Source organism: Phyllobacterium sp. P5_D12, assembly GCF_054049495.1.
Genome location: NZ_JBFUMG010000002.1, coordinates 1 through 19,125, shown reverse-complemented (window position 1 = coordinate 19,125; position 19,125 = coordinate 1). Strand labels below are relative to the sequence as shown.

Genomic DNA, 19,125 nt, shown 5'->3' with positions numbered 1-19,125 from the left:
AGTTATACAGCATTGGGTTCAAGGTGGTGCTGCTCCACGGAATTCCTTGCATTGGCGGAAAGAGGTTCGGCCTTGTCGATGGCGGCGCCCGCTACTGCGTCGCCAATAATGACCATGACCGGGCCGTCGAGATCGTCGCGCTGTTCCAGCGCCGGCAAATCATTGAGCGTGCCATGGAACATGCGCCGGTCTACGCGCCCCGCATTCTCGATGACGGCAACGCCGGTATCCGCGTGCAGTCCCGCCTGCATCAGCCGCCCGGCGACAGAAGCAGCAACGCTACGGCCCATATAGACGGCGATGGTTGCGCCGGAAATAGCGAGGCGCGCCCAGTCGGGCAGCACTTCGCCCGCCATGTCGTGACCCGTGGTGAAGACGAGGGAGGATGCGACACCACGCAGGGTCAGAGGCAGCTGCATATCCGCTGCAGCGGCAAAGGCGGAGGTAATGCCGGGTACGATTTCGAAGGCAATGCCGGCGTCGCGCAAGGCGGCCATTTCTTCACCTGCACGGCCGTAAACCAAAGGATCACCTGACTTCAGGCGAACGACACGCTTGCCTTCACGTCCAAGTGCGACGAGCAGATCATTGATCTCGCTCTGGCTCTTGGTGTGGCAGCCCTTGCGCTTGCCCACGGAGAGCCGGGTTGCATCGCGGCGGCCCATGGCAACCACAGCTTCGGGCACCAGCGCATCATAGACGATGACGTCGGCCTCCATGAGGACGCGGTGTGCGCGCAGTGTCAGAAGATCTTCGGCGCCGGGTCCCGCACCGACAAGCCAGACGTAGCCCTTCGGGGCCACCTGGTCATCGAGGAGACCTGCTGCTGCCTGGTGGGCGCCAGTCAAGTCATTGTTGTAAATCTTGCCGGCGACATCGCCCGAAAAGAACGAGCGCCAGAACAGGCGGCGCGGCAGACCTTTTTTGACCAGCTTCTCCACCACAGGGCGATAGGCATTGGCAAGACGCGCAAGATCGCCGAGGCGCGGCGAGAAGGCGGCATCGATGCGGGCGCGGATCATCTGCGTCAACACGGGGCCGGTGCCTTCCGAACCGATGGCAATGGCTAGCGGCGCKCGATTGACGATGGCGGGCGTGTAGAAATCGCAAAGGTCGGGGCGGTCAACGACGTTGACTGGAATGTGCTGGCGGCGCGCTTCATCAGCGATCTCCGCATCCTGGTCTTCATCGCCAGTGGCGACGAAGACCAGCTTTGCGCCGGTCAGTTGCTTGGGAGCAAATTTTTCTGCGACGTGTTCGTAGCTGCCGTCACGCAGGAAAGCGGCAAGTTCAGGCTCAGGCTCCGCTGCGATTACCCGAACGGTAGCGTTGGTCTGGCCTAAAAGCCGCGCCTTGTTTAAGGCTTCCTCGCCATTACCAATCACAACAAGCACCTCATTCCGCACGCGGAAGAAGGCAGGAAAGACCGAAAGCTGGCTGGAACGCATGGACATAAACAGGGGTATCCCGATGGTTCCGAGGATTATCCCTGATCCGCCTTCGTTTTATAAGGAACAGAAGTGCGCCAATTGTCGCGGGTGAGCATGGAATTTCTGAAAATGCCGGAACAAGCGGATTCGCATTCTATGCCCTCAAAGGGACACACGCCCGGCCATCGCCTCCTGAAGGCAAAGCACGACATGCTTGATCGTCCGTATCCGCGAGGCATCGATACACGACTAGATTTATCGTGTTAGCGAGCAAATGCAAGTAATTTTTTTTTTGCTACGAATGTCGGATCGCGGAACTCCGGTTCGTCCTTTATAGGAACGCCATTGAACGAAGAGGAGATAATTTTCCATGCGCATGATTTTCGTGAACCTGCCAGTCAAAAACATTGAGGCTACACGGGCCTTTTTTGCCGCTTTGGGATTCAGTTTCAATCCCGATTTTTCTGACGACAAGACCGCCTGCATGGTGATCGAGGAAAACATCTTTGCGATGCTTATGGAGGAGGATCGGTTTCGGGATTTCATCAACAACGATATCAGCGATGCCACGAAGGCGCAGGAGGTACTGATCGCGCTTTCTGCCGGGAGCCGTGCGGAAGTGGACGACATGCTGGCCAAGGCGCTTAGCGCAGGCGGCAAGACGTGGAAGCCAATTCAGGATCTCGGTTTCATGTATGGATGCAGCTTCCAGGACATCGACGGTCATGTCTGGGAAGTCGTGTACATGGACATGTCCGCACAGTAGAAAACTCTACAGCAACTGGCCGTCCTCATGCGAGGGCGGCCAGTTGCATTTTACCAGATACCGGGGATGAGGTGCAACTTTACCTTTCGACAATAGGCGTCATATCCCGACAGATTTGCTTTCAGATAGCGCTCCTCATCCAGCAACCGTATGGCAATGACGATGCTCAAGAGCATCGCAACGGGAAGCGCCCATAGCGAGCCGAGCGCCAGAGGCGTTGCCAGGAAAAATATCACTGCGCCCGAGTACATGGGATGACGCACCAAAGCGTAAGGGCCGCTGGAGATAACGTTCTGGCCGGATTTCACCTCGATGATACTCGACGCGTGTCCATTCTCGCGTAAGGCCAGAAACATGATCCAGAATCCGACGACAACAAGGATGTTAGCCAAGACGACGAGCCAAACCGGCAAGGGCAGTCCAGTGAAGTGCCGCTCTATTCCCGGTACGATGTACATCAGGAGACCGATCACGCTGGCCGCGCCCTGAATCCATTTCTGCGTAGTTTCACGTTCGGCGCCCGCACCGGCTTTCTGCCGGCTGGCAACGAGCGCCGGATCGTGCTTGAGAAAATAGAATGTCAGCCAGAACATGCAAAGCGTGAAGACAACCAGATAAAGCCAACCCTGCCAGAAGCGGAATGTCCATGCGGGAACATGCACCAGGAGCACTAGTACCACCAAGGCCTTGATGCATCCCACGATTGCCGTTTTGCGCAGCTTTTCGAGATCAAGTTCTTGCGTCGTCACGCTATTGCTCCTCAGGCTGTAAACACCGCGGGCACGTGCACAGGCCAGCGCCATGGCAGGATAGCAACAAGATCGAAACGAAGGGAGAGACGGGAATGGTCTGGCTGGCGCGCGAGCCACAGATCGGCGGCGGCTTCGATACGGCGCATTGTCACAACGTTCACCGAATCCATCGCCTGCTCAAGTGTTGTTCGAGCCTTGACCTCGACGATAAGCACGACGTCCTTACGCCGCGCGATCAGGTCGATCTCTCCGAGTTTCGTGCGATAGCGGCGGCCGATGATGCGATAACCTTTCAGCATCAGGGCAAGGGCAGCAAGGCGTTCAGCGGAATGACCGCGGCGGTAGGCCCTGTGGCGCTTGCCAGGCTCTGTCATTTCATCGCCAGGAGCCGTTGATACAGCTCGCCTTTGGGTCGTCCGGTCATGCGCGAGGCCTCGCCGGCCGCCTTGGCGGGAGACATTTCAAGGCTGAGTGCACGCAACAGCGCGTCGATGTCATCATCGGTTCGGGGCACGTGTTCATCTTCCGGAGGAGGAGCGATGACCAGCACGACCTCTCCCCTTATCCGATCTTCGCCGTCGAATTCCGCTGCCAGCTCCCTGAGTGGCAGGGTGACGATTGTCTCATAGGTCTTGGTCAGCTCACGGCAAAGCGAAGCCCGCCGTTCGGGGCCGAACACTTCGACCATATCTGTCAGGGTCGTTGCTGCACGATTGGGTGATTCAAAGAACACCAATGCAGCATCGAGCGATTTCAATTGTTCAAGCTTGGCGCGCCGCTGGCCTTGTTTGGATGAAAGAAAGCCGGCAAAATAAAACGCATCCTTGAACAGGCCGGACGCCGTGAGCGCGGCGAGAACCGACGATGCGCCCGGGATCGGTACGACGCGAATACCTGCTGCCTTGGCTTCCGGCACCAGACGTCCGCCTGGATCAGAGATCAGCGGCGTGCCCGCATCGGAAATCAACGCCACACTTTTACCCGCCAGCAGCGCTTCGATCAGCTTGGGTCCCGCCATGTCCGCATTGTGTTCGTGATAGGCATAGGGACGCCGCGAAATACCATATCTATCAAGCAAAACGCGGCTGACGCGCGTGTCCTCGCAGGCGATGATATCCGCAGCGGCCAAGGTTTCGATCCCGCGAATGGTCATGTCGCCGAGATTGCCGATCGGTGTCGCCACGATATAAAGCGCCGGTTCCAGCGGCCGGGCGCGGAACGACGCGCTGCCGATCTGATAGTCCCGCTCCTTTGCTTCCCCTTCAGACAAGTCTCTTCCCTAAGCTGCGAGATCAGCGATGACCGCATTGAGCACGATTGCACCTTCGGGTGTCGTGCGGATGCGGCTGTTGCCGATATATTCGATAAGACCCTGTTCCGCCAAGGAAATCACGCGGCTCTCCTTGACGCCGTGTCCGGTCAGGCGCTCGTAACGGGAAAGGTCGATCCCCTCGACAAGCCGCAATCCCATGAGCAGGAATTCATCGCCTTCCTGCTCATGCGTCAGAAACTCTTCTTCGACGACCCCATGACCGGCGGTTTCTACCTTTTGCACCCAGGTTTCCGGATGACGCTCCGTGATCGTCACGGCTCGCGTGCCGTTCTCGATGAAGCGGCCGTGTGCTCCCGGGCCGACGCCGACATATTCGCCGTAGCGCCAATAGACGAGATTGTGCTGCGACTCAGCGCCCGGCGCGGCATGATTCGAAATCTCGTAGGCGGGCAGGCCATGCCGTGCCGTGACCTCTTGCGTCTCCTGATAAAGCATTGCTGCATGATCACCATCGGGCGTCACCAGTTTGCCGGCTTTCCAAAGGTTATAGAACGGCGTGCCCTCTTCAATAGTCAATTGATAGAGCGACAGATGGTCCGCGGCATAGGAGATGGCCTTTGCCAGCTCGTCGCGCCATGCGGCAATCGTCTGGTCGGGCCGCGCATAGATCAGGTCGAACGAGAGCCGGGGAAAGATCTCCCGCGCCAGTTTGATCGCGGCTAGCGCCTCCTCGACATTGTGCATCCGGCCGAGGCGGCGCAAATCAGGATCGTTGAGGGCCTGAACGCCAAGCGAAACGCGGTTCACACCGGCGGCGCGATAACCACGAAAATGTTCCGCCTCGACGCTGGTCGGGTTGGCTTCGAGCGTGATCTCGATATCATCCGGCACATGCCAATTGCGTGAAATCTCGTTGAGAACGGATGCCACGGTTTCCGGCTGCATCAGCGAGGGTGTGCCACCGCCGAGGAAAATGCTGGAAACAGTGCGCTCGCCGGTGCGGGTCCGCATTGTCGCCATTTCGCGTGCGAAGGCTGCGGCAAAGCGCGGTTGATCAACAGCTTGATGCCTGACATGCGAATTGAAGTCGCAGTAGGGGCATTTGGCCATGCAGAACGGCCAATGGACATAGACGCCGAATCCGGACTCGCCTTTGTCGGACTTGTTCATCCCAAGTCCAGACAATCTTTGGCAAAATGCTGGAAGGCGCGGGCGCGATGCGACAGCGCGTCCTTGTCGCCAGGCTTCCAGCCATGTTTCTGTTCGGCCGTCATTTCGCCGAACGTCACGTCGTGGCCCTCCGGCTTAAACACTGGATCGAAGCCGAAACCGGCCGTTCCGCGCGGCGGCCAGACAAGTTCGCCTTCCACCTCGCCACGATAATAATTGGCTTCGCCATCCGGCCATGCAAGGCAGATGACCGAAACGAAACGGCCGCTGCGATTTTCAGGCGCGTTAGCGCCCGCTTGCTGCAGTTCCGCTTCAACCTTTTGCATGCCATGGGCAAAATCACGCTTGCCATCGGGCAATTCCGCCCAATTGGCCGTATAGACACCCGGTTTGCCCTCTAGTGCGTCGACGCAAAGGCCCGAATCATCGGAAAGCGCGACAAGACCGGTGGCCTTGGCAGCGGCGAAAGCTTTGATATAGGCATTTTCCTCAAAGGTCGTGCCGGTTTCATCCGGTTCGGGCAGCCCCAAATCCTTCGCCGATACGACTTCAAAGCCGAACGGACCGAGCAGGTCGATCATTTCATCGATCTTGCCTTGATTATGGCTGGCGACAAGCAGCTTGCCTTTTTCGAGTGTCTTCATTTCAAATTCCATAATTTCGGTTCAGCAAATTCGATCGAGTTACCCGACGGATCGCGGAAATACAGCGAATGCGCGCCATTCGGCCAGTCGAATTCACTTTCGATGGCAACACCATGCGCTTCAAGATGGGATTTCCATTCGGTAATTTCATCCCGTGTTGCCCGAAAGCAGACATGACCGGGACCCGTAGCGCCGTGGGAGGGTATCGGCAAACCACCTTTCGGGCGTTCTTTCAGTTTTTCCGCGTCGAACAGGATCAGCATGCCCGGCCCGCAGCGGAAGAACACGGATTCTTCGCCCGCACGCAGGATGCATTCCAAGCCGAGCACATCGCCGTAGAATCGTGCAGCCGTCTCGACATCGGTCACATAAAGCGCTGTTTCCAATATTCCCGAGGGCTGCATGGTCCTGACCCTAGCTGACGGCCATTTTCTGCAAGGAGACCAAGCGGGTGATGCCGTTGCGGGCAAGGCCCATCAGCGACAGCAATTCCTCTTCGGAGAAGGGTTCGCCTTCGGCGGTTCCCTGAACCTCGACGATGCCACCCTTGCCGGTCATGACGAAATTGGCGTCCGTCTGCGCGGTCGAGTCCTCGAGATAATCGAGATCGATCACAGGCGTGCCATTGGAAATGCCGCAGGAAATGGCCGCGACATGATCCTTCAGCACCTTTTCCACCTTGAGCATCTGGCGCGTTTCCATCCAGCGCAGGCATTCGTGCAACGCAACCCAACCGCCGGTAATCGCTGCGGTGCGGGTGCCGCCGTCAGCCTGGATGACATCGCAATCCACGGTGATCTGGACTTCGCCGAGCGCTTGCAGGTCGACGACCGCGCGCAGAGAGCGGGCGATCAGACGCTGAATTTCCAGGGTACGGCCGCCTTGCTTACCGGAGGAAGCTTCGCGGCGCATGCGATCGCCGGTCGAGCGTGGCAGCATGCCGTATTCTGCAGTCACCCAGCCTTTGCCGGTGTTGCGCATCCAGCCCGGCACTTTTTCCTCAAGGCTGGCAGTACACAAGACGTGCGTGTCGCCGAACTTGACCAGGCACGAGCCCTCGGCATGTTTGGAAACGCCGCGCTCAAAGGAAATGGCGCGCATTTCGTCGGGGGCTCGCTTGGAGTGACGCATGGGTAGACCTCTTGTTGATGTGTTCCCGGCCTTTTAACCGTGATGGGGTGATGAAGCAAAGGCTTTGATCAAAGGCTTTGATGATTGCGCAGAGAACGCTTATATCAAGGTCTGATAAGCAAAAGCTGAGGCACGATGAACAGGACTGTTGTTCCGGACACATTGCAATCGCTCGATCAGCGATCGCGCGATATTTTCCGGCGCATCGTCGAGAGTTACCTCGGCGATGGTGAGCCGGTGGGTTCACGCAATCTGTCGCGCATCCTGCCTGTTTCATTGTCTCCGGCGACGATCCGCAATGTGATGAGCGATCTCGAGCATCTCGGGCTCGTCTATGCGCCGCATATATCCGCCGGCCGCTTGCCGACCCAGATCGGCCTGCGCTTCTTCGTCGATGCCTTCATGGAAGTTGGCGACCTTTCCAAGTCCGAACGCAATTCCATCGAGGCGCAGGTCAGGGCGGGTGAAACGCAATCGGCCGAAAACGTGCTGACGCAGGCGAGCCAGATCCTTTCCGGCATGTCGCGCGGGGCAGGGCTGGTGCTCGCGGCCAAGGCGGAAGGTGCGCTCAAGCATATCGAATTCGTCAGGCTAGAACCGACAAGGGCTCTCGCCGTGCTGGTCACGCAAAGCGGCGATGTCGAAAACCGCGTCATCGATCTGCCGGTTGGCGTGACGCCGTCGCAATTGATCGAAGCCTCGAATTTCCTCAATGCACATATTCAAGGCCGCACTATCACCGAGGCGCGGCAGGAAATCGCCCGGCTGAAGGAAGAAACCCAGCAGGCGCTCGACGCCCTCTCGCAACATCTGGTCGAACAGGGTCTCGCGATATGGGGCGGCGATGGCGGCGGCCAGCCGGCACGGCTGATCGTGCGCGGGCGAGGTAACCTGCTTGAATCGGTGAGCGCCGAAGCGGATCTTGATCGTTTGCGGCACCTCTTCGATGATCTCGAGACCAAGGAGGGCACGCTGCAACTGCTTGATCTGGCGGAAGCCGGACCAGGCGTGCGCATCTTCATAGGCTCGGAGAACAAGCTGTTTTCGCTTTCTGGATCCTCTTTGGTGATTGCGCCCTATCGCGATTCCGAACAGCGGATCATTGGAGCACTCGGTGTCATTGGCCCGACAAGGCTGAATTACGCGCGTATCGTACCTATGGTAGATTATACCGCCCAGCTCGTCTCGCGGCTGCTTTGGTAGTCATTTGGACTTGATTTTTATGGCCTAAACCTCGATATCCAGCGCAACTTATGAATATTGAATGGACAGGATACATGGCTGAAGACAAGAAAAATCACGACACTCCCGATCTCGACCAGCGCGACCTGAAGAATCCGCGCGATCGCGATGCGCTGAAGCGCGCTGCCGATGATTTTCTCAAATCACGCAAGGCTGAAGAATATGCCCTCGCTCAGGACGACGAGATTGAGGCAAATGCCAATAACTGGGCCGAGCTTGACAAATTGCGTGCCGAAAACGGCGACCTGAAGGACCAGCTGTTGCGGCTTGCCGCCGACATGGAAAACCTGCGCAAGCGTACTGCGCGCGATGTCCACGATGCGCGTGCCTATTCGGTCGCCAATTTCGCCCGCGACATGCTCTCCGTTTCCGACAATCTGAAGCGTGCATTGGAGGCCATTCCTGCCGATGTGCTGGCAAGTGGCGATGCAGGATTCAAGACCCTCGCTGAAGGCGTCGAGATCACGGAGCGTTCGCTGATGTCGGCAATGGAACGCCATGGCGTCAAGAAACTCGATCCCTTGGGCCAGAAATTCGATCCCAATTTCCATCAGGCGATGTTCGAAATTCCAAATGCCGACGTGCCGCACAACACGGTACTGCAGGTTGCGCAGAGCGGTTTCGTCATCGGTGACCGCATGCTGCGTCCGGCGCTTGTCGGCGTATCAAAAGGCGGTCCTAAACAGGCGGCTGCCGAAGGTCAGCCTGAGCCTGGCCCGATCAATCCGCAGGCAGAAAAAGACGCCTGATCCGATCGTCAGATCAGCTTTGGGAGCCACATTTCCAAGCGGAATGTGGCTCTTTTCATTTTACTGCCATGCACTATCGTAACCAAGCCGTGAACCTAGAATAACGGCGTGGGGGAACTGCCGATGACCATGATCCAGCTTTTCAACTACGCCGGAGTATTCGTCTTTGCTGCAACCGGGGCTTTGGCAGCGTCGCGCCGCCAGCTCGACATTATCGCCTTCGTCTTTCTCGCCGCCGTCACCGGGATCGGCGGTGGCACACTGCGCGACTTGATCCTTGGTGTACCGGTGTTCTGGGTCAAGGATCCCGGAAATCTTATGGTCTGCTCTGCGGCAGCCATTCTCGTCTACTTTTCTGCCAATCTGCTCGAATCGCGTTACCGCGTTCTGCTTTGGCTCGATGCGCTCGGTCTTGCCGCTTACAGTGTAATCGGCGCGGCCAAAAGCCTGGCGCTAGGCTTCGATTCAACGATTGCGATTGTTACCGGAATCATGACGGCGACGTTTGGTGGAATTCTGCGCGATATCATATCCGGAGAACCGTCCGTGCTGATGCGGCGCGAGATCTATGTGACCGCCGCCCTCGCCGGGTCGGTCACATACATAGTGCTGCACAGCCTCGCCGTCGGGCCGGAGATTTCAGCGCTCGTCGCAGCGCTCGCCGCGTTTGTCGTACGCGGCGGTGCGCTCTATTTCGGCTGGGCGCTGCCGACGTATCACAAGCCCGGTCGCACATCGGAAGAGCTGAAGCGCGAGGGCTATATCAAATCAAAGTAGTCCGGCTTGCTCGGCAGCCGCTTTCAGGTTCTGCTGCGGCCGCGGACCGATCTGCTGAATGACCAGACCGGCGGTCAACGAACCAAGCTTCGCGCAATCCGTCAGGGATCGGCCGTTCGTATAGCCAAACAGGAAGCCGGCGGCATAAAGATCGCCAGCGCCGGTCGTATCGACCAGTTCGGAAATCTCGATAGCTGGAACTGCGACAGTCTCATCCTTCGAGACCACGACGGAGCCCTTTTCAGAGCGGGTGACGGCCGCAAGCTTGCAATCCTTGCGGATGAGTTCAAGGCCCGTTTCGAAATCATCGGTCTGATACAGCGACTTCAATTCCGCTTCGTTGGCAAAGACGATGTCCACCGTGCCGGAGCGCATCAGTTCAAGGAACTCCTCGCGATAGCGATCGACGCAGAAAGGGTCTGACAGCGTCATCGACACTTCGCGCCCGTGTTCATGCGCGATCTTCGCCGACAGGCGGATTGCTTCCTTGGCCCGGGGCGGATCCCAGAGATAGCCCTCGAAATAGGTGACCTTAGCCTCCGATACCTTGGAGCTTTCAACATCTTCCGGCCCAAGCTCGACGCAGGCGCCGAGATAGGTGTTCATGGAGCGCTCGCCATCGGGCGTGACGAAGATCATCGAACGCGCGGTAGGCGGAGGCGCGTTCAATACGCGTGTATCGAAAGCTACGCCCTGGGAGCGGATATCGTGGATGAAGACATGGCCGAGCTGGTCGTCTGCTACTTTGCCGAAATAGGCTGCACGCCCGCCGAGACTGGCGACACCTGCCGCAGTGTTGCCGGCACTTCCACCGGAGGCTTCGATCGCGGGACCCATGCGCTCGTAGAGGAACTCCGCGCGATCGGCATCGATCAGGTTCATGGCGTTCTTGATGATGCCATTCTTGATGATGAAGTCATCATCGGTGCGGGCGATGATATCGAMAATGGCATTGCCGATGCAAAGCACGTCAAAGTTGGACATGAAAACTCCGGGATTGAACTGTTCGGTACCTGTTGGCGGTTATTTGGCGCCTGTCCTAGCGCGTCGGCAGCCGGTTGACTACCCCTTCTTTGGCGTGTTGCCTTGTCTTGACTGTGAACTGCCCCTATGTCCGCAACCCGGAAACCTTGGAAAGCGGCCCTAAATGATCGTTGAAAGCGCCCGCGCTGCGGCCAATCATCTATTTCGCCCGGAGTTTCGTGCTGTCCTGTGGAAATCGATCGGACTGACTGTTTTGCTGCTCATCGGCATATGGTTCGGTCTGCGGGAACTGTTCGAGGCGTTGGCCTGGCCTTTTTTCGACCAGATGCTGCCGGAACTGCCGTCCTGGGCTGGATGGCTCGGCTTCATTGCCGGCCTTTTCGCCAGTATCGGTCTTGCGCTTGGACTTGCACTGCTCATCGCACCCGTCACGGCAATCGTTGCCGGGCTCTTCCTCGATGATGTGGCGGAGGTGGTGGAAAAAGAGAACTATCCACTTGATCCAAAAGGACGGCCATTGCCCGCTGTCCGATCACTGATCCTGTCCGTGAAATTCCTTGGCGTCGTTATCCTCGGCAACATTGCTGCTTTGCTGATGCTGCTGATCCCCGGGGTCAACATCATCTCCTTCTTCGTCGTTAATGGCTACCTGCTCGGCCGGGAGTTCTTCGAATTTGCCGCAATGCGCTTTCGCCCGGAAATGGAAGCCAAGGCGCTGCGTTCAAAACATGCAACGACAGTGTTTTTGGGAGGGCTGGTTATCGCCGCCTTCATGGCGATCCCGATCCTCAATCTTTTGACCCCGCTCTTTGCTGCGGCGATGATGGTGCATTTGCACAAGGCGGTCGCGCAATCCGAGCCGCCAGCCACTGTGATCAGATAATTTGTGGCGGCAGCGGCACCAGCGGCGCCGGTATTTCCGAGGTCCTTTCGGCCGCCTTGCAGATATCCGCGATAACGCAGGAAGGGCATTCCGGCTTGCGAGCCTTGCAAATATAGCGGCCATGCAGGATCAGCCAATGGTGCGCATGGTAGAGATATTCGGAAGGAATAACCTTCATCAGCCGCGCTTCTACCTCCTCCGGTGTCTTGCCGGGTGCAAGGCCAAGCCGGTTGCCAATACGGAAGATGTGGGTGTCCACAGCCATGGTCGATTGGCCGAAGGCCATATTGAGGACGACATTAGCGGTCTTGCGGCCAACGCCTGGCAATTTGATCAGCTCGTCGCGGTCATCCGGAACCACGCTGCCATATTGGTTGATGAGCGCCTCGGACAAAGCGATGACATTCTTCGCCTTGTTGCGCCAGAGCCCGATGGTACGGATATAGTCGCCGACCCTTGCTTCGCCGAGAGCCAGCATCTTTTCCGGCGTGTCCGCAACCTTGAACAGGGCTCGCGTCGCCTTGTTCACACCGGCGTCGGTCGCCTGTGCTGAAARCACTACGGCGACGAGCAGAGTGAAGGGATTGATGTGCTCAAGCTCGCCCCGGGGTTCGGGGCGCTGGATCGAAAAACGCCAGAAGATTTCATGGATTTCCGCAGCCGTATAGCGCGTGCCAGGAACGTTGCGCGCCTTGGCCGATTTGGCAGGCCTCACATAGTCTTCATCGATTTTGCGCTTGGGATTTTCCATGGTGCATCTATACTTAAAGCCCATGAGCCAAACAATGAACCCATTTGACGCTGCGGGCCAAAACGAGGAAGAAATTTTTCGTGCGCTTTTGGTGCCGCATCGTTCGCTGGGTCAAACCGGGTTTCTCATTCTGATGGCAACGATGGGTGTGAGCAGCTTCTTCACCGGCCTGTTTTTTCTGTCGCTTGGTGCCTGGCCGGTTTTTGGGTTCTTCGGCCTCGATGTTCTGCTGGTCTATATCGCGTTCCGGATGAATTATATCTCGGCAAAGGCCCATGAAGAGGTGAGCGTTTCGCGCATCGCCTTGCAAATCCGCCAGGTTGCCCCGTCAGGCCGGGCCAAACTGCATGAATTCAATCCCTTCTGGACGCGGTTCAGCGTCGCCCGCCATGCGGAAATCGGCATCACATCGATGCTGGTCGAAGGACAGGGCAAGGCTGTGGCGATCGGCTCGTTTCTCAATCCCGATGACCGGGAAAGCTTCGCTTCCGCATTCCAGATGGCACTTGCGACAGCCAAGCGACGGTAAATCCACGCCCTGCAAGAATCGGGTGGCGACAAGAGCCCCAGAGTGGTCATATAGCCTCAATAGAGAGGTAAAAACTCATGAAACCACATGCCATACTTCAGAAAGACATCACCCCGACCGGCGACGATTATGCGATCGTCAGCCATATCATCGAACGTATCAGCAAGGACTACCGTGACCAGCCATCACTTGAGACGCTGGCCCGCGATACCGGGCTGTCGCCAACCGCGCTGCAGAAGCTGTTTACCCGCTGGGCGGGCCTTTCTCCCAAAGGCTTCCTGCAGGCAGTGACCATCGATCACGCCCGTCGTCTGCTGGACGAGGGGATGCCCTTGCTCGAAACCGCCTACGAAACGGGCCTTTCGGGTCCAAGCCGGCTGCATGATCTGTTTGTCACGCATGAAGGCATGTCACCGGGCGATTACAAGACCCGCGGTGCAGGGCTGACAATCCGCTACGGCTTTCTGATTTCGCCGTTCGGCCTAGCGCTGGTGATGGTGACGGATCGCGGGCTGGCGGGTCTGGCCTTCGCCGATCCGGGCAAGGAACGCGAGGCCTTGGCCGACATGACATCGCGTTGGCCGAATGCCAACTATGTCGAAGATCTTGCAGCAACCGCTCCCTATGCGGCGCGCATCTTCAACCCGGCAGAATGGCGCGCCGACAGGCCGCTCAAGGTCGTCACGATCGGCACGGATTTCCAGCTGCGTGTCTGGGAAGCACTGCTGAAGATCCCGATGGGCAAATGCGTCGCCTATTCGGATATCGCCGCCGATATCGGTTCTCCCAAGGCTTCGCGCGCCGTAGGTGCCGCTGTCGGCGCCAATCCGGTCAGTTTTGTCGTCCCTTGCCATCGGGCAGTGGGCAAGTCCGGGGCGCTGACGGGCTATCATTGGGGCTTGACCCGTAAACGCGCCATCCTTGGTTGGGAAGCAGGTCAGCTGACCGGCGAGGCAGACCAAGCGCAGGCGGGTTAAGCTCAGTTTCCCGACCCTCCCCCTTGTGGGGAGGGCAGGACCGCAGGTCCGGGAGGGGTCTTTCGAGAATCTTTTTTGTCTGAAAGATCCCTCCCTGCTGCTTCGCAGCCTCCCTCCCCACAAGGGGGAGGGTTAGTGTCGGCGCACTCGGTCGACTTTTTCGTCACTCCCACCCATCTCCAAGAACCCCCTTGACCTTCCAGTTACTGGAAAGATTATCTTTGATGCACTATCTGGTTGATAACCGAAAGTTCGCATCATGAAACATGACCATCACCCCCACCACAGCCACGAGCATTCCTGCTGCAACGGGGCACAACCCGCAGAATCCGTGATTGTGCGCGATCCGGTATGCGGGATGATTGTAGACCCGGAGGCGAACAGACCGACAGCCGAACATGGCGGGCGGCTGTTTCATTTCTGCTCCGCAGGCTGCCAGAGCAAGTTCATAACAAAGCCGGAAGACTATCTCGAAGCGATCGATCCTGTCTGTGGCATGAAAGTAGACCGGGCGAGCGCGAAACATTTCCTGCGCCACGAAGGTGAAAAATACTATTTCTGCTCGGCGGGCTGCCTCGCCAAGTTCCAGAACGCGCCACAGGATTATCTCGGCGACCGGCCAGCACCCAAACCGATGCCCGGCGGGACGCTATATACCTGCCCCATGCATCCAGAAATCGTCAGGGATGGTCCGGGTTCGTGCCCGATCTGCGGCATGGCGCTGGAACCTGCGGGCATCCCGACCGGCGATGAAGGGCCGAATCCTGAGCTGGTGGATTTTACCCGCCGCTTCTGGATCAGCGCTGTGTGTTCGATTCCCCTGCTTCTGATTACTATGGGTCCGATGCTCGGTTTGCCGCTGCGTGGCTGGATTGGCGAGAGTTTGGCTACATGGCTGGAATTCGCGCTGGCAACGCCCGTCGTTATCTGGGCGGCGATTCCCTTCTTTGAGCGCGCCTGGGCCTCTTTCATCAATCGCAGCCCCAACATGTGGACGTTGATCGCCATCGGCGTCGGCACAGCCTACGCTTTTAGCGTCGTCGCCACGTTCCTGCCGGATATTTTCCCGCACTCCTTCCGTATGCATGGTGGCTCGGTGCCAGTTTATTTCGAAGCGGCGGCGGTGATCGTAACGCTTGTCTTCCTCGGCCAGATACTCGAACTGCGAGCGCGTGAACGTACCGGTTCCGCCATTCGCGCACTTCTGGATCTCGCACCCAAGACGGCCCGGCGTGTTGCCAAAGACGGAACAGAAACGGATGTGCCGCTGGATGAGATACTTGCCGGCGACAGGTTGCGCGTGCGCCCCGGGGAAAGCGTGCCGGTGGACGGCATCGTGCTCGAAGGACACTCCTCCATCGACGAATCCATGCTGACGGGAGAACCGCTACCGGTCGAAAAGATCGAACATAATACCGTGACCGGCGGCACGCTCAATCGTAACGGCACTTTGATGATCAAGGCGGAAAAGGTCGGCGCTGATACGGTTCTATCGCAGATCGTCGGCATGGTCGCCTCGGCCCAAAGGTCGCGCGCACCGATCCAGGGCTTGGCCGACCGCGTCGCGGCCTGGTTTGTTCCGGCAGTGGTGCTGGTTGCTATCGTCGCGTTCATCATCTGGTCAGTCGTCGGACCCGAGCCGAGCATGATCTATGGCCTGGTTGCCGCTGTTTCCGTGCTGATTATCGCCTGCCCCTGTGCGCTTGGTCTGGCGACACCGATGTCGATCATGACCGCCACCGGGCGCGGGGCGCACGCGGGCGTGCTGATCAAGGACGCGGAAGCTCTCGAACGGTTCGCTGCCGTCGATACGCTGATCGTCGACAAGACCGGAACACTGACAGAAGGTAAGCCAAAGCTTACTGATATCGTTGCAGAACCGGGTTTCACTGAAGACGAATTGCTGGCTCTTGCAGCAAGCCTCGAGAAAGGTTCCGAGCACCCCCTCGCCGAAGCGATTGTCGAGGGGGCAAAGTCGCGCAATCTCACGCTTGCTGCTGCAATCAATTTCGAAGCAGCGACAGGCAAGGGCGTATCCGGAACGGTCAACGCCAGAAGCGTGACGCTTGGCAACAAGGCCATGATGCAGGACATCGGTGCCGACATTTCACAATTGGTCGAGCAAGCCGACCAATTGCGCGCGCAGGGCAAGAGCGCGCTTTTCATCGCAGTCGATGACAGGGCGGCCGGGATCGTTGCGGTTGCCGATCCGGTCAAGGCGACGGCCGTGGAGGCAATTCGCTTGCTGCATGAGGCGGGGCTAAAGGTCATCATGGCGACCGGCGATAACGCCGTGACGGCGCAGGCAGTTGCGCGCGCGCTCGGGATCGACGAGGTCCGGGCCGATATGCTGCCGGAGGGCAAGAAACAGCTCGTCGATGCGCTGCATGCCAAAGGCGCCAAGGTCGCGATGGCCGGCGACGGCGTCAATGATGCGCCTGCACTTGCCGCGGCCGATGTCGGTATCGCCATGGGTACGGGAGCGGATGTTGCAATGCAGAGTGCCGGGATAACGCTGGTAGGAGGTGATCTCAACGGCATCGTTCGCGCCCGCCATCTTGCTGCCGCCACGATCCACAATATTAAGCAGAACCTGTTCTTCGCCTTCGTCTACAATGTGCTCGGTGTGCCGGTCGCAGCAGGTGTGCTGTATCCGGTGTTCGGTCTGTTGCTCTCACCCATGCTGGCTGCAGCAGCCATGAGCCTTTCATCCGTGTCGGTCATCGCGAACGCGCTGCGGCTACGGACAATAAAATTGTGAGGTCCCGTGAATATCGGTAACGCTTCTGATAAATCCGGCCTGCCCGCCAAAACGATCCGCTACTACGAGGATATCGGCCTCCTGAAGCCGGATCGGGCGGACAATGGCTATCGCGACTATTCCATGTCGGATGTGCACAAGCTGCGCTTCTTGCAGCGCTCGCGCGGACTGGGATTTTCGGTTGAAGAGTGCCGCCAGTTGCTGGCGCTCTATGAGGATAAGAGCCGTGCGAGCGCCGACGTCAAGTCGATCGCGCAGTCAAAGCTTCAGGAAATCGAGCGCAAGATTGTCGAACTGCGCGAATTGCAGCACACACTGAAACATCTGGTTGCGCATTGCCATGGTGACCAGCGGCCCGATTGTCCGATTCTCGAGAGCATTTCCGGCTCGGCTGGGTCTAGCTGAGCGTCGATACCACATCCGCAGAAATGCGCAGTTCACGTAGCGGCCGCACGACAGCCGTCGTTTCGCTGTAAATTGGATGCGCCTTGTAGGCCGCCAGCGCCTCGGCGTTCTCGAACTCCCCATAGACGACGACGTCGATCTCGCCGGAAATCGGATCAGTCTTGGTATTCTGCATCACTTCGAAAACGGTCGAGTGAGGGATTTCACCAAGGCGCCGGAGGCCCTTCACGATTGTCTCGACGTCTCTCTTTTCACGGGCGCTGAAGAATACAATATGGCGGATCACGATGTTGCTACCTGCTGCATTTTCACTGCGCCGGACTTTTCATACTCCGCCCCTGTCAGTCAATAGATGCGCTGTTGCAGCCCTGATCGAACCCGACGCTCACTCGGCGGCCAGCTTGGCCATCGGATTATTCGGATGCGTGGTCCAGTTGGCGTAATCCGGCTGGATCGGCATTTTGGTACGGGGATCTACGCCTGAAACCATCGGTTCCATGGTGATGCAGTTTTCAACGGGGCAAACACTGACGCAGAGGTTACAGCCGACGCATTCCTCGTCGATGACTTCGAAGTGCCGTGCGCCATCGACCATCGATGTGATCGCTTGATGCGATGTGTCCTCGCAGACGATGTGGCAGCGGCCGCATTTGATGCAAAGTTCCTGATCGATTTGCGCCTTGGTGATGTAGTTGAGGTTGAGGTACTGCCAGTCGGTGACATTCGGCACGGCGAGGCCCTGGAAGTCGTCGATGGTACGGAACCCGCGGGAATCCATCCAGTCGGAAAGACCGGAAATCATTTCCTGCACTACCTTGAACCCATAGGTCATGGCTGCAGTGCAGACCTGTACATTGCCGCAGCCGAGTGCGATGAATTCCGCCGCATCGCGCCAGGTGGTGATACCGCCGATGCCGGAAATCGGCAGACCGCGTGTTTCAGGATCGCGGGCAATTTCCGCTACCATGTTCAGCGCGATCGGCTTGACCGCCGGGCCGCAGTAGCCGCCATGCGAGCCGCGTCCGTCGATCGTCGGGTTCGGGGCAAAGTTATCGAGATCAACTGAAACAATCGAGTTGATGGTGTTGATGAGCGATACGGCATCGGTACCGCCGGATTTGGCGGCGCGCGCAGGTTTGCGGATGTCCGTGATGTTCGGCGTCAGCTTGGTGATGACCGGCATGCGGGTATATTGCTTGCACCAGCGCACCACCATTTCGATATATTCCGGCACCTGGCCGACGGCGGCGCCCATGCCGCGCTCGGACATGCCATGCGGGCAGCCGAAATTCAACTCGATACCATCCGAGCCAGTAGCTTCCACCAGCGGCAGGATGGCCTTCCAGGCTTCCTCCTCGCAGGGCACCATGATCGAGGCGATCAGAGCGCGATCCGGCCATTTCTTCTTCACCTCGGTCATTTCCCGCAGGTTCACTTCGAGCGGGCGGTCTGTGATGAGTTCGATATTGTTGAAGCCGAGCAGGCGCCGGTCCGGACCGTGAATAGCGCCATAGCGGGGTCCGTTGACATTGACGACAGGCGGGCCTTCCTCGCCCAGGGTTTTCCAGACAACGCCGCCCCAGCCGGCCTTGAAGGCGCGCTCGACATTATAAGCCTTGTCCGTAGGCGGAGCAGAGGCCAGCCAGAAAGGGTTCGGGCATTTAATGCCGAGGAAATTCGTTGAAAGATCAGCCATGGCGGTTTCCTTTAGCTGACTAAATGACTTGGGTGATTGGGTTGCTGTTCCGGAACTGACGCGCCGTCTGAATTATCAGCCATGATGGCTTCGACAAAGCCACTGACCTTTTCCGGCTGTTGCATCAGCGTACGGTGAATGGATTCGGCTGCTATCTTGCCGTCCTGCACGGCCGCGACGGTCAGATCCTCGCCGTCCGCAACAC

At 58.3% G+C, this 19,125-nt stretch carries 21 protein-coding genes and 1 pseudogene; 9 read left to right on the top strand and 13 right to left on the bottom strand.

Annotation, left to right across the window (positions count from 1 at the left end; all coding sequences use genetic code 11):
* Window positions 1–2: 2 nt before the first annotated feature.
* On the bottom strand, window positions 3–1,454 hold the full coding sequence (gene cysG, locus ACXJ5O_RS00360) for a siroheme synthase CysG (RefSeq protein ID WP_457298136.1): 1,452 nt from the start codon (window positions 1,452–1,454) through the stop codon (window positions 3–5).
* A 346-nt stretch (window positions 1,455–1,800) separates the two neighbouring features.
* On the opposite strand from cysG, the gene ACXJ5O_RS00355 reads away from it, so the two are divergent.
* Window positions 1,801–2,196, top strand: coding sequence for a VOC family protein (locus ACXJ5O_RS00355; RefSeq protein ID WP_457298135.1), 396 nt, complete (start codon window positions 1,801–1,803; stop codon window positions 2,194–2,196).
* Window positions 2,197–2,246: 50 nt separating this feature from the next.
* Here ACXJ5O_RS00355 and ACXJ5O_RS00350 read toward each other — a convergent pair whose 3' ends face one another.
* Genes ACXJ5O_RS00350 through rph form a run of 7 tightly spaced genes read right to left on the bottom strand, consistent with a single transcriptional unit; the run spans window position 2,247 to window position 7,166 of the window.
* Window positions 2,247–2,945 (bottom strand): methyltransferase family protein, encoded by a 699-nt coding sequence (locus ACXJ5O_RS00350; protein ID WP_457298134.1) that lies wholly within the window; start codon window positions 2,943–2,945, stop codon window positions 2,247–2,249.
* Window positions 2,946–2,956: 11 nt separating this feature from the next.
* A complete protein-coding gene (locus ACXJ5O_RS00345) occupies window positions 2,957–3,322 on the bottom strand; it encodes a YraN family protein (RefSeq protein ID WP_457298133.1) in 366 nt (121 codons plus the stop codon).
* Window positions 3,319–4,218, bottom strand: coding sequence for a 16S rRNA (cytidine(1402)-2'-O)-methyltransferase (rsmI, locus tag ACXJ5O_RS00340; RefSeq protein ID WP_457298132.1), 900 nt, complete (start codon window positions 4,216–4,218; stop codon window positions 3,319–3,321). Before rsmI ends, ACXJ5O_RS00345 begins: the two co-directional genes overlap by 4 nt.
* A gap of 9 nt (window positions 4,219–4,227) precedes the next feature.
* On the bottom strand, window positions 4,228–5,391 hold the full coding sequence (hemW, locus tag ACXJ5O_RS00335) for a radical SAM family heme chaperone HemW (RefSeq protein ID WP_457298131.1): 1,164 nt from the start codon (window positions 5,389–5,391) through the stop codon (window positions 4,228–4,230).
* A complete protein-coding gene (rdgB, locus tag ACXJ5O_RS00330) occupies window positions 5,388–6,035 on the bottom strand; it encodes an RdgB/HAM1 family non-canonical purine NTP pyrophosphatase (RefSeq protein ID WP_457298130.1) in 648 nt (215 codons plus the stop codon). The genes hemW and rdgB overlap by 4 nt, the downstream gene beginning before the upstream one ends.
* A complete protein-coding gene (locus tag ACXJ5O_RS00325; RefSeq protein WP_457298129.1) occupies window positions 6,032–6,439 on the bottom strand; it encodes a VOC family protein in 408 nt (135 codons plus the stop codon). The genes rdgB and ACXJ5O_RS00325 overlap by 4 nt, the downstream gene beginning before the upstream one ends.
* 10 nt (window positions 6,440–6,449) lie before the next feature.
* Window positions 6,450–7,166, bottom strand: a complete 717-nt coding sequence (gene rph, locus ACXJ5O_RS00320) for a ribonuclease PH (protein ID WP_224511452.1) — start codon at window positions 7,164–7,166, stop codon at window positions 6,450–6,452.
* Between the two features lie 135 nt (window positions 7,167–7,301).
* Between rph and hrcA the strand changes: the two genes are divergently transcribed.
* The 3 genes from hrcA (at window position 7,302) to ACXJ5O_RS00305 (ending at window position 9,934) form a co-directional block, all read left to right on the top strand.
* A complete protein-coding gene (hrcA, locus tag ACXJ5O_RS00315) occupies window positions 7,302–8,369 on the top strand; it encodes a heat-inducible transcriptional repressor HrcA (protein WP_457298128.1) in 1,068 nt (355 codons plus the stop codon).
* Window positions 8,370–8,443: 74 nt separating this feature from the next.
* On the top strand, window positions 8,444–9,157 hold the full coding sequence (grpE, locus tag ACXJ5O_RS00310) for a nucleotide exchange factor GrpE (protein ID WP_457298127.1): 714 nt from the start codon (window positions 8,444–8,446) through the stop codon (window positions 9,155–9,157).
* A gap of 123 nt (window positions 9,158–9,280) precedes the next feature.
* Complete coding sequence (locus ACXJ5O_RS00305; protein WP_457298126.1) at window positions 9,281–9,934, top strand: trimeric intracellular cation channel family protein; 654 nt, start codon at window positions 9,281–9,283, stop codon at window positions 9,932–9,934.
* Here the strand turns inward: ACXJ5O_RS00305 and ACXJ5O_RS00300 are convergent.
* Window positions 9,926–10,918 (bottom strand): adenosine kinase, encoded by a 993-nt coding sequence (locus ACXJ5O_RS00300; RefSeq protein ID WP_457298125.1) that lies wholly within the window; start codon window positions 10,916–10,918, stop codon window positions 9,926–9,928. The two genes, ACXJ5O_RS00305 and ACXJ5O_RS00300, sit on opposite strands and share 9 nt — an antisense overlap.
* 163 nt (window positions 10,919–11,081) lie before the next feature.
* Here ACXJ5O_RS00300 and ACXJ5O_RS00295 point away from each other — a divergent pair, with 163 nt between their 5' ends.
* Window positions 11,082–11,801: a sulfate transporter family protein gene (locus ACXJ5O_RS00295; RefSeq protein ID WP_457298124.1), complete on the top strand. Its 720-nt coding sequence runs from the start codon at window positions 11,082–11,084 to the stop codon at window positions 11,799–11,801.
* On the opposite strand, the gene nth is transcribed toward ACXJ5O_RS00295, so the two are convergent.
* The gene (nth, locus tag ACXJ5O_RS00290; RefSeq protein ID WP_457298123.1) at window positions 11,794–12,552 is read right to left on the bottom strand and encodes an endonuclease III; all 759 of its coding nucleotides are present in this window, start codon (window positions 12,550–12,552) and stop codon (window positions 11,794–11,796) included. The genes ACXJ5O_RS00295 and nth overlap by 8 nt on opposite strands.
* A gap of 34 nt (window positions 12,553–12,586) precedes the next feature.
* On the opposite strand from nth, the gene ACXJ5O_RS00285 reads away from it, so the two are divergent.
* From ACXJ5O_RS00285 to cueR, 4 genes are all read left to right on the top strand, one after another.
* Window positions 12,587–13,081: a DUF2244 domain-containing protein gene (locus tag ACXJ5O_RS00285; RefSeq protein WP_271898899.1), complete on the top strand. Its 495-nt coding sequence runs from the start codon at window positions 12,587–12,589 to the stop codon at window positions 13,079–13,081.
* A 77-nt stretch (window positions 13,082–13,158) separates the two neighbouring features.
* Window positions 13,159–14,058 (top strand): methylated-DNA--[protein]-cysteine S-methyltransferase, encoded by a 900-nt coding sequence (locus ACXJ5O_RS00280; protein WP_457298122.1) that lies wholly within the window; start codon window positions 13,159–13,161, stop codon window positions 14,056–14,058.
* Window positions 14,059–14,317: 259 nt separating this feature from the next.
* The gene (locus tag ACXJ5O_RS00275) at window positions 14,318–16,819 is read left to right on the top strand and encodes a heavy metal translocating P-type ATPase (RefSeq protein WP_457298121.1); all 2,502 of its coding nucleotides are present in this window, start codon (window positions 14,318–14,320) and stop codon (window positions 16,817–16,819) included.
* A 6-nt stretch (window positions 16,820–16,825) separates the two neighbouring features.
* Window positions 16,826–17,224 (top strand): Cu(I)-responsive transcriptional regulator, encoded by a 399-nt coding sequence (gene cueR / locus ACXJ5O_RS00270; protein WP_457298120.1) that lies wholly within the window; start codon window positions 16,826–16,828, stop codon window positions 17,222–17,224.
* Here the strand turns inward: cueR and ACXJ5O_RS00265 are convergent.
* From ACXJ5O_RS00265 to ACXJ5O_RS00255, 3 genes and pseudogenes are all read right to left on the bottom strand, one after another.
* The gene (locus tag ACXJ5O_RS00265) at window positions 17,217–17,510 is read right to left on the bottom strand and encodes a Dabb family protein (protein WP_457298119.1); all 294 of its coding nucleotides are present in this window, start codon (window positions 17,508–17,510) and stop codon (window positions 17,217–17,219) included. The genes cueR and ACXJ5O_RS00265 overlap by 8 nt on opposite strands.
* A gap of 99 nt (window positions 17,511–17,609) precedes the next feature.
* The gene (gene preA / locus ACXJ5O_RS00260; RefSeq protein WP_457298118.1) at window positions 17,610–18,920 is read right to left on the bottom strand and encodes an NAD-dependent dihydropyrimidine dehydrogenase subunit PreA; all 1,311 of its coding nucleotides are present in this window, start codon (window positions 18,918–18,920) and stop codon (window positions 17,610–17,612) included.
* Between the two features lie 11 nt (window positions 18,921–18,931).
* Window positions 18,932–19,125, bottom strand: a pseudogene (locus tag ACXJ5O_RS00255) (dihydropyrimidine dehydrogenase); the annotation flags it as partial.